17 protein-coding genes are annotated in these 12,815 nt (G+C 63.0%); 15 read left to right on the forward strand and 2 right to left on the reverse strand.

All coding sequences use genetic code 11. The features are described 5' to 3' along the window. The 13 genes from rpsN (at nt 1) to rplQ (ending at nt 7,590) form a co-directional block, all read left to right on the forward strand. Entirely contained in the window at nt 1-306 is a 306-nt protein-coding gene (gene rpsN / locus ASD80_RS10965) for a 30S ribosomal protein S14 (RefSeq protein WP_056232653.1), read from the forward strand. 12 nt (nt 307-318) lie between these two features. Beyond that, nucleotides 319-717 carry a 30S ribosomal protein S8 gene (gene rpsH / locus ASD80_RS10970; RefSeq protein WP_056232655.1) on the forward strand — a complete coding sequence of 133 codons (399 nt, stop codon included), beginning with the start codon at nt 319-321 and terminating at the stop codon, nt 715-717. A gap of 54 nt (nt 718-771) precedes the next feature. Next, nucleotides 772-1,305, forward strand: a complete 534-nt coding sequence (rplF, locus tag ASD80_RS10975) for a 50S ribosomal protein L6 (RefSeq protein WP_056232656.1) — start codon at nt 772-774, stop codon at nt 1,303-1,305. A gap of 12 nt (nt 1,306-1,317) precedes the next feature. Then, nucleotides 1,318-1,680 carry a 50S ribosomal protein L18 gene (gene rplR / locus ASD80_RS10980; RefSeq protein ID WP_056232658.1) on the forward strand — a complete coding sequence of 121 codons (363 nt, stop codon included), beginning with the start codon at nt 1,318-1,320 and terminating at the stop codon, nt 1,678-1,680. Nucleotides 1,681-1,703: 23 nt separating this feature from the next. Further along, the gene (gene rpsE / locus ASD80_RS10985) at nt 1,704-2,237 is read left to right on the forward strand and encodes a 30S ribosomal protein S5 (RefSeq protein WP_056232660.1); all 534 of its coding nucleotides are present in this window, start codon (nt 1,704-1,706) and stop codon (nt 2,235-2,237) included. Between the two features lie 15 nt (nt 2,238-2,252). After that, nucleotides 2,253-2,441, forward strand: a complete 189-nt coding sequence (gene rpmD, locus ASD80_RS10990; protein ID WP_056232662.1) for a 50S ribosomal protein L30 — start codon at nt 2,253-2,255, stop codon at nt 2,439-2,441. A gap of 16 nt (nt 2,442-2,457) precedes the next feature. Continuing rightward, a complete protein-coding gene (gene rplO, locus ASD80_RS10995; protein ID WP_056232664.1) occupies nt 2,458-2,958 on the forward strand; it encodes a 50S ribosomal protein L15 in 501 nt (166 codons plus the stop codon). A gap of 124 nt (nt 2,959-3,082) precedes the next feature. Continuing rightward, on the forward strand, nt 3,083-4,423 hold the full coding sequence (secY, locus tag ASD80_RS11000; protein WP_056232666.1) for a preprotein translocase subunit SecY: 1,341 nt from the start codon (nt 3,083-3,085) through the stop codon (nt 4,421-4,423). Then, the gene (locus tag ASD80_RS11005) at nt 4,420-4,989 is read left to right on the forward strand and encodes an adenylate kinase (protein ID WP_056232668.1); all 570 of its coding nucleotides are present in this window, start codon (nt 4,420-4,422) and stop codon (nt 4,987-4,989) included. The genes secY and ASD80_RS11005 overlap by 4 nt, the downstream gene beginning before the upstream one ends. A 177-nt stretch (nt 4,990-5,166) precedes the next feature. After that, nucleotides 5,167-5,535, forward strand: coding sequence for a 30S ribosomal protein S13 (gene rpsM, locus ASD80_RS11010; protein ID WP_056232669.1), 369 nt, complete (start codon nt 5,167-5,169; stop codon nt 5,533-5,535). A 78-nt stretch (nt 5,536-5,613) separates the two neighbouring features. Continuing rightward, nucleotides 5,614-6,006, forward strand: coding sequence for a 30S ribosomal protein S11 (rpsK, locus tag ASD80_RS11015; protein WP_035102656.1), 393 nt, complete (start codon nt 5,614-5,616; stop codon nt 6,004-6,006). Nucleotides 6,007-6,108: 102 nt separating this feature from the next. Beyond that, nucleotides 6,109-7,134, forward strand: coding sequence for a DNA-directed RNA polymerase subunit alpha (locus ASD80_RS11020; RefSeq protein WP_244488986.1), 1,026 nt, complete (start codon nt 6,109-6,111; stop codon nt 7,132-7,134). Between the two features lie 30 nt (nt 7,135-7,164). Further along, the gene (gene rplQ / locus ASD80_RS11025; RefSeq protein WP_056232674.1) at nt 7,165-7,590 is read left to right on the forward strand and encodes a 50S ribosomal protein L17; all 426 of its coding nucleotides are present in this window, start codon (nt 7,165-7,167) and stop codon (nt 7,588-7,590) included. 62 nt (nt 7,591-7,652) lie between these two features. Here rplQ and ASD80_RS11030 read toward each other — a convergent pair whose 3' ends face one another. Next, nucleotides 7,653-8,189: an AAA family ATPase gene (locus ASD80_RS11030; protein ID WP_056232676.1), complete on the reverse strand. Its 537-nt coding sequence runs from the start codon at nt 8,187-8,189 to the stop codon at nt 7,653-7,655. Nucleotides 8,190-8,461: 272 nt separating this feature from the next. Next, the gene (locus ASD80_RS11035; RefSeq protein WP_056232677.1) at nt 8,462-9,643 is read right to left on the reverse strand and encodes a hypothetical protein; all 1,182 of its coding nucleotides are present in this window, start codon (nt 9,641-9,643) and stop codon (nt 8,462-8,464) included. A 178-nt stretch (nt 9,644-9,821) separates the two neighbouring features. On the opposite strand from ASD80_RS11035, the gene ASD80_RS11040 reads away from it, so the two are divergent. Both ASD80_RS11040 and ASD80_RS11045 read left to right on the forward strand, forming a co-directional pair. Then, nucleotides 9,822-11,276: a Do family serine endopeptidase gene (locus ASD80_RS11040; protein ID WP_244488982.1), complete on the forward strand. Its 1,455-nt coding sequence runs from the start codon at nt 9,822-9,824 to the stop codon at nt 11,274-11,276. 162 nt (nt 11,277-11,438) lie between these two features. After that, nucleotides 11,439-12,752 (forward strand): replication-associated recombination protein A, encoded by a 1,314-nt coding sequence (locus tag ASD80_RS11045; protein ID WP_056232681.1) that lies wholly within the window; start codon nt 11,439-11,441, stop codon nt 12,750-12,752. Nucleotides 12,753-12,815: the final 63 nt, after the last annotated feature.

Consider the following 12,815-nt stretch of genomic DNA (forward strand, 5'->3'; position numbering starts at 1 on the left):
ATGGCAAAGACCAGCTCCATCATTAAGAACAACAAGCGCGCTGCGCTGGCCAAGCAATATGCTGCCAAGCGCGCCGCTCTCAAGAAGCAGACCAAGGACACGTCCATTCCGATGGATGAGCGTTTCGCAGCCCAGCTCAAGCTGGCCGAGCTGCCGCGCAATTCCGCCAAGGTCCGCGTGCGCAACCGCTGCGAAGTCTCGGGTCGTCCCCGCGGCTACTATCGCAAGCTGAAGCTGAGCCGTATCGCTCTGCGTCAGCTTGGCAACCTGGGGCAGATCCCGGGTCTCGTGAAGTCGAGCTGGTAAGGAGAACCGAAGATGAGCTTTTCCGATCCGATCGGCGATATGCTGACCCGCATCCGCAACGCCCAGGAGCGCCGCAAGAATTCCGTTTCGACCCCGGCCTCGACCCTGCGTGGTCGCGTGCTGGATGTGCTCCAGTCCGAGGGTTTCATCCGCGGCTACTCGGAGACCAAGTTCGAGAACGGTGCCTCCGAGTACGAAATCGAACTCAAGTACTCGGACAATGAAGGCGTTATCCGCACGATCGAGCGCGTCTCGCGCCCCGGCCGTCGCGTCTATGCCTCCGTCAAGAATATTCCGCAGGTAGCCAACGGCCTGGGTGTTTCGATCCTCTCCACCCCCAAGGGTGTGATGGCCGACCATGAAGCCAAGGCTGCCAACGTTGGTGGCGAGGTACTCTGCCGCGTATTCTAAGGCTTTCGAGCCTTGGAAGCCGGGGTAAGACGATTACTCAAGGATTGAACTAGAATGTCACGTACTGGCAAGAAACCGGTCGCACCGGTAAGCGGCGTTACGGTCACGATCAACGGTCGTACCGTCACCGCCAAGGGCCCGAAGGGCGAATTGAGCATCGAGCTGATGGATGTCGTGAACGCGGAGCAGGGGGACGACGGCGTTTCGATCTCTCCGGCGAACGACACCAAGTTTGCTCGCGCTGCCTGGGGCACCACCCGTGCACTGATCCAGAACATGGTCACCGGTGTTTCGACCGGCTTCGAACGGAAGCTGGCGATCCAGGGCGTCGGCTATCGCGCCGCCATGCAGGGCAAGGATATCAAGCTGTCGCTTGGTTTCAGCCACGAAGTGATCTACGAAGCCCCCAAGGGCATCACGCTTGCCGTGCCGGCACCGACGGAAATCGTCATCAGCGGCATCGACAAGCAGCAGGTTGGCCAGGTTGCGGCAAACATTCGCGCGTGGCGCAAGCCCGAGCCCTACAAGGGCAAGGGTGTGCGGTACCTGGGCGAACAGGTCTTCCGCAAAGAAGGCAAGAAGAAGTAAGGAGCGCCTGCAATGGCTATCAGTGCAAAAGGTGCGGAACGCCGCAAGGCTCGTGTCCGCAAGGCGCTCAAGGCTCGTGCCTTCGGTCGTCCGCGTCTGTCGGTTTTCCGTTCGGACAAGAATATCTACGCCCAGATCATCGACGACGCGACCGGCCGTACGCTGGCTGCTGCTTCGACGCTCGACAAGGACATCAAGTCCAAGGTCAAGAACGGCGCAACTTCGGAGGCCGCTGCAACGATCGGCAAGCTGATCGCGGAGCGCGGCACCAAGGCCGGCGTTGCCGAAGTGATCTTCGATCGCGGGGCATACATCTATCATGGCCGTGTAAAGGCCCTTGCAGACGCTGCCCGTGAGGGCGGCCTGCAGTTCTAGGCACGGACAAGGAAAGAAACATTATGAGCAGAGACGTTCAAGAACGCGAAAGCGAATTCGTCGATCGCCTGGTCCACATCAACCGCGTGGCCAAGGTGGTCAAGGGTGGCCGTCGCTTCGGCTTCGCCGCGCTTGTTGTCGTTGGCGACCAGAAGGGCCGCGTCGGCTTCGGTCACGGCAAGGCCCGTGAAGTTCCCGAAGCCATCCGCAAGGCCACCGAGCAGGCCAAGCGCCAGATGATCCGCGTTCCGCTGCGCGATGCACGCACGCTGCACCATGACGTGCAGGGTCGCCACGGCGCCGGCAAGGTCATCCTGCGTGCCGCCGTTCCGGGTACCGGCATCATCGCCGGCGGTCCGATGCGCGCCGTGTTCGAGACTTTGGGCATCAACGACATCGTTGCCAAGTCGCAGGGCACCGCCAACCCCTACAACATGGTGCGGGCCACCTTCGATGCGCTGAAGCGCGTCGACAGCCCGCGCTCGGTCGCTTCCCGCCGCGGCCTCAAGGTTTCCGAACTGCAGGCTCGCCGCGGCGAGACTGCCGTCGAAGCCTAAGTCCGGAGAGACACGATGGCAAAGAACACCAAGATAACCGTCAAGCAGATCGGCTCGCCGATCCGCCGCGACAAGGTGCAGCGCGCGACCCTGATCGGTCTCGGGCTGAACAAGATGAACAAAGAGCGCGAGCTCGTTGATACGCCCGAAGTTCGCGGCATGATCAACAAGGTTCCGCACCTCGTCCGCGTCGTCGGCGAATAAGAGAGAAGGCGGACAAATGACTCGTTTGAACGAACTTCGTGACAATCCTGGCGCCAACAAGCTCCGCATCCGCGTCGGCCGCGGTATCGGTTCCGGCAAGGGCAAGACCGGCGGCCGTGGCGGCAAGGGCCAGACCGCGCGCTCGGGCGTCGCGATCAACGGCTTCGAAGGCGGCCAGATGCCCCTTCACATGCGTATGCCGAAGCGTGGCTTCAACGCGCTCAATCCCAAGGATTGGAACGAAGTCCGCGTCGACCGCATCCAGGCCTATATCGACAGCGGCAAGCTGGACGCCAAGGGTGTGATCGACGCTGAAGCGCTGATCGCCGCCCGCGTGATCCGCCGCGCCAAGGACGGCGTCCGCCTGATCGGCGCCTCCGGCTTCACGGCCAAGAAGGTCACCTTCAAGGTCGATTATGCGACGGCCGGCGCCTCTGCCGCCATCGAAGCGGCCGGTGGCAAGGTCGAGCTCATCCCGGCCAAGGCGCCGTGGAAGAAGACTCCTTACGCCGGTTGATCATCGGCATGGCGCACCCGACATGTTCGGGTGCGCTTTTTTGGTTTGTTGCGTTAGGGACGTAGATCCATATGCTCCCGAAGCGCTCCGAGCGCACCTGGCCTTGAAGCCATAGGAGCGATATATGGCGTCCGCAGCCGAACAGCTGGCACGTAATCTCAATTTCTCGACCTTTTCCAAGGCGAAGGCTCTGCAGCAGCGCATCTGGTTCACACTGGGCGCGCTGCTCGTCTATCGTCTGGGGACGTTCATTCCGGTTCCGGGCATCGACCCGGACGCCTTCCGCGCGACGTTCGAGCAGTCGCAGCAGGGCATTATCGGCATGTTCAACATGTTCGCCGGCGGCGCCGTCGAGCGCATGGCGATCTTTGCCCTCAACCTCATCCCCTACATCACCGCCTCCATCGTGGTGCAGGTGGTGGCGACCGCTTCCCCGCGCCTCGAGGCGTTGAAGAAGGAAGGTGGCGAGGCTGGCCGTCGCAAGATGAACCAGTATACCCGCTATCTCGCCGTGGTGTTCTGCGCCGTGCAGGCCTATGGCATCGCCGTGGGCCTCGAAGCGAGCCAGGGCGTCGTGCTCAATCCGGGCTGGTTCTTCCGCATCTCGACCGTGGTCACCCTGGTCGGCGGCACCATGCTGCTGATGTGGCTGGGCGAACAGATCACCTCGCGCGGCGTCGGCAACGGCATTTCGCTGATCATCTTCGCCGGTATCGTGGCCAACCTGCCCACGACCATCGCGCAGACCCTGGAACTGAGCCGCACCGGCGCCATTCCGGGCCTGGCCGCGGCCGGCATGCTGGTTCTGGCCCTGGTGGTCATCGCCGGCATCGTGTTCTTCGAACGCGCCCAGCGGCGGCTGCTGATCCAGTATCCGAAGCGCCAGGTCGGCAACAAGATGTTCCAGGGCGACAGCTCGCATCTGCCGCTGAAGCTCAACACGTCGGGCGTCATCCCGGTGATCTTCGCCTCGTCGCTGCTGCTGCTGCCGGCGACGGTGGCTTCGTTCACCGCCCAGGGCACCGGCATCGGCTGGTTGCAGACGGTCACGGCCCTGTTGGGGCGCGGGCAGCCGCTCTATCTCTTCGTTTATGGCGGCCTGACCATCTTCTTCGCCTTCTTCTATACGGCGATCGTGTTCAACCCGTCCGAGACGGCCGATAACCTCAAGCGCTCCGGCGGCTTCATTCCGGGCATCCGTCCGGGTGAACGCACCGCGGCCCATATCGATTATGTGTTGACGCGCATCACGGTGATCGGTGCTCTCTACCTGACCGTCGTGGCGCTGATCCCCGAAGTGCTGTTCAGCCAGATGGCCATCAGCCAGTTCATCGGCGGCACGTCGCTGCTGATCATGGTGACGGTGACCCTCGATACGATCAGCCAGATCCAAAGCCATCTGATCGCCCAGCAATATGAGGGGCTGGTCAAGAAGTCCCGTCTTGGAGGAGGCAAGCGTCGATGAGGTTGATACTGCTCGGACCGCCGGGAGCGGGGAAGGGGACCCAGGCCAAGATTCTGGTCGATAGCTACGGCATCCCCCAGCTCTCGACAGGCGATATCCTCCGCTCGGCCATTGCCGCCAAGACCCCGCTGGGTCTGGAAGCCAAGGCCATCGTGGATCGCGGCGACCTGGTATCTGACGCGATCGTCAATGGCATCGTCTCCGAGCGCCTCGACGCCGAGGATTGCAAGCCGGGCTTCATCCTCGACGGCTTTCCGCGCACCATCGCGCAGGCCGAGGCGCTGGGCGAGATGCTGATCGACAAGGGCGTCAAGCTCGATGCGGTCATCGAAATCAAGGCCGATGCCGATGAACTGGTGCGCCGGGTGATCCAGCGCGCCAAGGAATCGGGCGGCGCTCGTGCCGACGACAATGAGGAAGTGCTGCGCAAGCGCCTCGGCGTCTACCAGGAGCAGACTGCTCCACTGGTGGCCTATTATGCCGAGGAAGGTCTGCTGAAGACCGTCAACGGCATGGAGCCGGTCGACCAGGTGACTGCTGCCATCAAGGCTGCGATCGCTCACTGATTATCGGGCTGGGTTTGGCAGTTGACTCTGCGGAATCGAGCCCTTAAAGAACCGCGTCAGTCTCATGGATTATTGGGCTGGATTCGGTTCTCCACATCGTTGGGGGTCGAAGTCCGGTCCCTTGTTGTTATAAGGGCGCCAGCCGTGATGGTTCGCGCTGAATGAAGGAGAGCAGACGTGGCACGTATTGCTGGCGTCAATATCCCGACCAATAAGCGCGTCGTCATCGCGCTGCAGTATATCCACGGGATCGGCGACAAGTTCGCCGAGGATATCTGCACCAAGGTTGGCATTCCGGCGGAGCGCCGTGTGAACGAGCTCACTGACGCCGAAGTCATCCAGATCCGTGAAGCTATCGACCGCGACTATGTCGTGGAAGGTGACCTTCGCCGCAATGTGGCGATGAACATCAAGCGCCTGATGGACCTGGGCAACTATCGTGGCCTGCGCCACCGCCGCGGCCTCCCGGTCCGTGGTCAGCGCACCCACACCAATGCCCGCACCCGCAAGGGTCCGGCCAAGCCGATCGCCGGCAAGAAGAAGTAAGAACCCGTATCGGGTTCTTCGATGTAGCTGCCGGGGCACTCCGCTAACGGCAGCGCTGATATCGATCAGAGGAATTAGATGGCTAAGACTGAAACCACGCGCGTCAAGCGCAAGGAACGCAAGAATATTACGTCGGGCGTTGCCCACGTGAACGCCTCGTTCAACAACACCATGATTACCATCGCCGACATGCAGGGCAACACGATTTCGTGGTCCTCCTCGGGCGTGATGGGCTTCAAGGGCTCGCGCAAGTCGACCCCCTATGCTGCTCAGGTTGCTGCCGAAGATGCTGCCAAGAAGGCGCAGGAACACGGCATGAAGACCCTCGAAGTCGAGGTTCGCGGTCCCGGTTCGGGCCGTGAATCGGCGCTTCGCGCGCTGCAGGCTGCGGGGTTCAACGTCACCTCCATTCGCGACGTGACCTCGATCCCGCACAATGGCTGCCGCCCGCGCAAGCGGCGCCGCGTCTAATTTAGACCGACTAGAAAGTCTCCCGGCCGATTGAATGGGCCGGGAGTCTTATTGCGTTTGCGGCGGTGCGGCTCCGGGCTAGGGCCGCGATTTTGAAAGGACATAACCGTGACGATCCAGAGGAACTGGCAAGAACTGATCAAGCCGACCAAGCTGGAGATTGTTTCGGGCAGCGACAACGCGCGCGTGGCCTCGGTGGTTGCCGAGCCGCTTGAGCGCGGTTACGGGCTTACCCTGGGTAACGCTCTTCGTCGCGTGCTGCTGTCGTCGCTCCAGGGCGCGGCAGTTACCGCAATCCAGATTGACGGCATCCTGCATGAATTCTCCTCGCTTCCGGGCGTGCGGGAAGACATTACCGACCTGGTCCTCAACGTGAAGGAAATCGCGTTGAAGATGGGCGGTGAAGGCCCGAAGCGCCTGGCGCTCTCCAAGCAAGGTCCCGGTGCCGTTACCGCCGGCGACATCAAGGTTACCGGCGACATCGAAGTGCTGAACCCCGAGTTGGTCATCTGCCACCTCGATGACGGCGCCGAGATCAACATCGAGTTTACCGTCGATACCGGCAAGGGCTACGTCGCTGCCGACAAGAACCGTCCCGAAGACGCGCCGATCGGCTATATCCCGGTCGACTCGCTGTTTTCTCCGGTGCGTCGCGTCAGCTACAAGGTCGATGCCACCCGCGCCGGCGAAAGCCTCGACAAGGACAAGCTGACCCTGCAGGTCGAGACCAACGGCGCCGTGACGCCGGAAGACGCCGTGGCCTATGCCGCGCGCATCCTGCAGGACCAGCTCTCGGTGTTCGTGAACTTCGAAGAGCCCAGCAAGGAAAAGGCACAGGATGCCGTTCCGGAACTGGCCTTCAATCCGGCGCTGCTCAAGAAGGTCGACGAGCTCGAACTTTCGGTCCGCTCGGCCAACTGCCTCAAGAACGACAACATCGTCTATATTGGCGACCTCATCCAGAAGACGGAAGCCGAGATGCTGCGGACGCCGAATTTCGGCCGCAAGTCGCTCAACGAAATCAAGGAAGTCCTGGCACAGATGGGGCTTCATCTCGGAATGGACGTTGCCAACTGGCCACCCGAGAATATCGATGACCTCGCCAAGCGCTACGAAGATCACTACTGATCGCGCTGCCAAGCACTTTAGGAGATAACCATGCGCCACGGTAATTCCGGCCGCAAGCTCAGCCGAACCGCCAGCCACCGCAAGGCTATGTTCGCCAATATGTCCGCCGCGCTGATCAAGCACGAGCAGATCGTCACCACCCTGCCCAAGGCGAAGGACCTGCGTCCGATCGTCGAGAAGCTGATCACGCTGGGCAAGCGGGGCGACCTGCATGCGCGCCGCCAGGCCATCGCCCAGATCCGTGACGAAGGCCAGGTTGCCAAGCTCTTTGCCGTGCTTGGCCCGCGCTACAAGGAACGCCAGGGCGGCTATATCCGCATCCTCAAGGCCGGCTTCCGCTATGGCGATAACGCCCCGATGGCCGTGATCGAGTTCGTCGACCGCGACGTCAACGCCAAGGGCCTCGACAGCGGCCCGGTGCAGGCGCGCGACGAAGACGAGTTCGAAGCCGCGTAAGCGGCTCAGCGTCGAGAATTAAGGCGGTCGCGGTTCATTCCGCGGCCGCTTTTGTTTTGGCCTTACAAGCTCCAAACGCGATAGAGGGCCTTGACCTCGGCCATGGAGCCGCAGAACACGCGGGGCAGGACGGTGCCCTCCACCATGGCGCGGTAGCGCGCTCCGTTGTGCCGGGACGCCACCGCCACCCAATGGATCATCGACCACTTGAGGCTGTCCTGCTGGCCCTGCAGCGCACCCGGCCGGTTGGGCTGGAACAGCGTGCGGTTGACATAGCGTCCGAGCCGCATCCAGTGATTGCCATCGAGCACGATGGCACCGGTGGCCCGGGCCAGGCGCTCGTCCACCAGCCCGCTATAGTTGCCGTCCATGATCCAGGCATCGCCAGCAATGGCGTCGCGTTGCAGAGCGTGGAACTCATGCTGGGGGCGCGGAACCCAATCGGTATCGGGCGTGTGATGCAACTGGTCGAGATGCACGGCGGGAATGGCCAGCTTGCGGGACAGCGCTTCGGCCAGCGTCGACTTGCCAGAATTGGACGGCCCGAAGATGACGATGCGACGGCCGAGATCGGCGAGGGGCGGGATGTGGCTTGGCATTGGATAACCCCTCCAGCTCCCCCTTGTGGGAGGGCGGTCGCATGTGAACTTGGCGGGCCGCAAATGTTTCAGTCGACTCCCTCCCCCTTGCGGGGAGGGATCAAGGGTGGGGGATGTTTAGCCCCGATATCCGGGCTCCCAACACCCCCTCCCAACCTCCCCCGTCAAGGGGGAGGAGCCGCGCGGTGGGCGTGGTAAGATCGTGCCAGCCCATATGCGATAGCCCTGCTATCAGGCGGAGATTAGGAAGGGCTGCTAAGGACTTCCCGGCCTTATTCCGGTGCCATGTCCTTGCCGGTATAGACCTCTTCCACCCAGAACTGATCGCGGCGGTCGAAGCCGTTGAACGGGGTCAGCGAGGCCTGGGTATAGGCACCCATCAGGCCGAACTCGATCCAGTCGTCCTCATCGATGTCGGAGGGCAGGGTGAAGACCTGGGGGAGCACGTCATAGCTGTCGCAGGTCGGCCCCCAGATGGTGAATTCGGAGAACTGGGCGTCATTGTCATGCACGCGGGCGCCGCGCCAGACGCGGACCGGCGGGGTGAAGTGCATGAACTTGACTTCCATCAGGCTGCCATAGGCGCCGTCATTGACATAGACCGACTGGCCGCCGCGCTGATGTTTTACGCGGAGAAGCAGGGACGTCGAGCTGGTGACGAGGGCGCGGCCGGGCTCGATGATCAGCTCGGGCTTGCGCTTCTCGCCGAAGTGATCGTTCACCGCCTGCGCGATGGTCTCGAAATAATAGTCCATGGGCGGCGCTTCGCTGGTCGGGTAGGGGGCCGGATAGCCGCCGCCGATATTGAGGCGCTTGAGCTCGATATTGGATTCTTCGACGATGCGCGCGGCGGCGGCGATATGGCGCTCATAGGCATAGGCGTCTTCGCACTGGCTGCCGACATGGAAGCAGAGGCTGGGCGTATAGCCCATCTGGTCGACCATGGTGACGATTTCGGCCGCGCCCTGTTCCATGACGCCGAACTTGATGCCGAAATCGTAGGATTTGAGCGCCTTGCCGGCCTTGAAGCGGGTAGTGACCTCCACGTCGCGGCTGGGCGACACCACGGCGGCGAGCTGGTCGAGCTGCTGGGGATGGTCGATGGTGAAGCTGCGCACGCCGAATTCTTCATAGGCGCGAGCGATTTCGCGCTTGTTCTTGATGGGATTGTTGTAGTGCATCACCGCACCGGGCGCGTGGTCGCGCACCAGCTCCATCTCGGTATTGGAGGCCACGTCGAAAGCCTTGAGGCCTTCCTGATGCAGCTGCGCGATGATGTGCGGGGACGGGTTGCACTTGACCGCATAGGTCAGCAGCCCGTCGAACCCCTTCTTGAACACCTTCACGGCCCTGTGGAACTCACGTTCGGAGAACAGGAAAGCCGGAAAATCCGGCGCTTCCGCCGCGATCAGCGCGGAGGTGTTCGGGTAAACGTGTTTCGGCTCGGTGGTCATGGACGACTGGCCTTTCGGGGCTGAAGAATGCTGGAAAACGAGCGCTGCATATAGGGCCATGCACCCCCCGGCGCAAACGATTATTTGGTCGCAATTTGTCGCCCGCCGACAATGCCATTTTCATGACAGATTCCGGGCGTTTGCCTGACCTCAACGATGCAGGGGCGAGGTTGGTTCGATGAAGATGCGTACACTATGGCTGGCGGCTGGCACGGTGATGGTTCTGGCCATCGGCGGCACGCTGGCATTCTCACCCTTCAATGCTCCCAGCGTGGCCCAGGTGGCCGCGCCGGCCGCGCCGCTTCAGGTTCCGCAAAGCGACACGCAGATCAAGCTCAGCTTCGCGCCCGTGGTGCGCGCCGTGGCGCCTTCGGTGGTCAATGTCTATGCCACGCGCATCGAACAGCAGGCGGTGTCGCCTTTCGCCAGCGATCCGTTCTTCTCGCGCTTTTTCGGCGAGGGCCAGTTCCAGAGCCGGCCGCAGGAATCGCATGCGCTCGGCTCGGGCGTCATCGTCGATGCCGGTGGGGTGATCCTCACCAATCGCCACGTCATCGAAGGCGCGACCGATGTCCGCATTGCCCTTTCGGACGGCCGCGAATTTGCCGTCGATATCGTCATCGAGGATGCGCAGACGGACCTGGCCGTGCTGCGCGTGCGCCAACCGGGCGATGTGAGCTTCCCTGCCATCACCTTCGCCGATTCCGACGCCCTGCTGGTCGGCGACCTGGTGCTGGCCATCGGCAATCCGTTCGGGGTCGGGCAGACCGTCACGTCGGGCATCGTTTCGGCGCTGGCCCGCACCGGGGTCGAAAGCTCGGACTACGAGTTCTTCATCCAGACCGACGCGGCGATCAATCCGGGCAATTCGGGCGGCGCGCTGGTCGATCTCGACGGACATCTCGTCGGCATCAACACGGCCATCTATTCGCAGAGCGGCGGCTCGGTGGGCATCGGCTTTGCCATTCCGGCCAATATGGCGCGGCTGGTGGCCGATGCGGGTGTCAGTGGCGGCGAAATTATTCGCCCGTGGTTCGGCGCCAAGATGCAGGCGGTCAATTCCGATATTGCCGCGAGCCTGGGCATGGCGGCGCCGCATGGTGCGCTCATCGCCGAAGTGGCGCCCGATGGTCCCGCCGCCCGCGCCGGCTTTGCGGCGGGCGATGTGATCCTCAGCGTCGACGGGGTGGCAGTGGACGATCCCAGTGCCTTCAACTTCCGCCTCGCCACCAAGCCGATCGGCCAGGCCACCAATCTCGAACGGCTGCGCAGCGGCGCGACAGAGGTGGTTTCCTTCACCGTGGAGCCGGCGCCTGTGGCAGGTGGCGACATGCTGGCCACCATCACCGGCAAGTCCCGCTTTGCCGGCGCCAGCGTCCGCCAGCTCGATGCGGCGCTGGCCGAGGCCAAGGACCTCCCCTATGACGCCCGCGGGGTCATCGTCACCGCCATCGAGCCGGGGTCGCCGGCCGAGGGCATGGGCCTGCGCGTCGACGATATCATCCTGGCGCTCAACGACATCCCCATGGACACTGCAGGCGCCTTTGCCGAGACCGCCAGTAAGAGCGTGCGCACCTGGCAGATCATCCTGCAGCGCGACGGCAGGGTGACCCGGAGCATTGTGAGCGGGTAGTGCCACGCCCTCGTGGTTCGAGGCTCGCGAAGGGCTCGCACCTCACCATGAGGGCGACTGGAACACCAAGCTACAAGTAGCACTCATGGTGAGGCGGGAGCGCAGCAACCCTCGCACCACGAGGGCGTGGCACCGTTGCCCCCAATCCGCTAGAACAGCCCCATGTCCGATCTCTTCGCTGCCGACTCGTCCGAAACCGACCGCGCAAGGCCGCTCGCCGATCAGTTGCGGCCGCGTTCGCTCGACGAAGTCATCGGCCAGGCCCACCTGCTGGGCCCCGATGGCACCTTGCGCCGCATGATTGCCAGCGGCCGGCTCGGCTCGCTGATCCTGTGGGGGCCGCCGGGCACCGGCAAGACTACGGTGGCGCGGCTGCTGGCCGACCAGATCGGCTATACGTTCGAGCAAATCTCGGCGGTGTTTTCCGGCGTTGCCGACCTCAAGAAGGTGTTCGAGAAAGCCCGTTTCGAGCGCCTGTCCGGCCATCGTACGCTGCTGTTCGTCGATGAAATCCATCGCTTCAACCGCGCCCAGCAGGATGGTTTCCTGCCGGTGATGGAAGACGGGACGGTGGTTCTGGTCGGCGCCACCACCGAAAATCCCTCTTTCGAGCTGAACGCGGCCCTGCTGTCGCGCAGCCAGGTGCTGCGTTTTGAATCGCTTGGCCTCGATGATCTCGAAAAGCTGGTGCAGCGCGCCGAGGAACTGACCGGCGCGGCCCTGCCGCTGGATGCCGAGGCCCGCCAGACGCTGCTCACCCTTGCCGATGGCGATGGCCGCGCTTTGCTCGGCCTGGTCGAGGAGGTGCTGGCCTCCGCCAAGGAGGGCGAAACCCTCGATGCGGCGACCATGCTCACCGTCATCCAGCGCCGCGCTCCCATTTACGACAAGGCGCAGGATGGCCACTACAACCTGATTTCGGCCTTGCACAAGACCATCCGCGGCTCCGACCCGGATGCGGCGCTCTACTATTTCGCCCGCATGCTTGATGCCGGGGAGGATCCGCTGTTCCTCGCCCGTCGGCTGATCCGGATGGCCTCAGAAGATATCGGCCTGGCCGATCCGCAGGCGCTGCAAATGGCCGTCGCCGCCCGCGACGCCTACCAGATGCTCGGCTCACCCGAGGGCGAACTGTCGCTGGCGCAGGTCGTGGTCTACCTGGCGCTGGCCCCCAAATCCAACGCCGTCTACACCGCTTATAAGGGCGCCGTTAGCGTTGCCAAATCCACCGGCTCGCCCATGCCGCCCATGGTCATCCTCAATGCGCCCACCAAGCTGATGAAGGGGAGCGGCTATGGCGAGGGCTATATCTACGACCACGACACATCAGAAGCCTTTTCCGGCCAGGAATACTTCCCCGAAAAGATCGGCAGGCAGAAATTCTACGAGCCGGTGGAACGCGGTTTCGAGCGGGATTTGCGAAAGCGGGTGGAGTATTTCGAGCGGCTCAGGGCGGCGAAGCGGGGGGACGGGTAATAGGGCCGGCCTCCCCCTCTCCCCTTGCGGGAGAGGGACGACCTGACGCGTTCAGCAGAAGGT

The sequence above is a fragment of the Devosia sp. Root635 genome, from assembly GCF_001427605.1.
GTDB lineage: Bacteria > Pseudomonadota > Alphaproteobacteria > Rhizobiales > Devosiaceae > Devosia.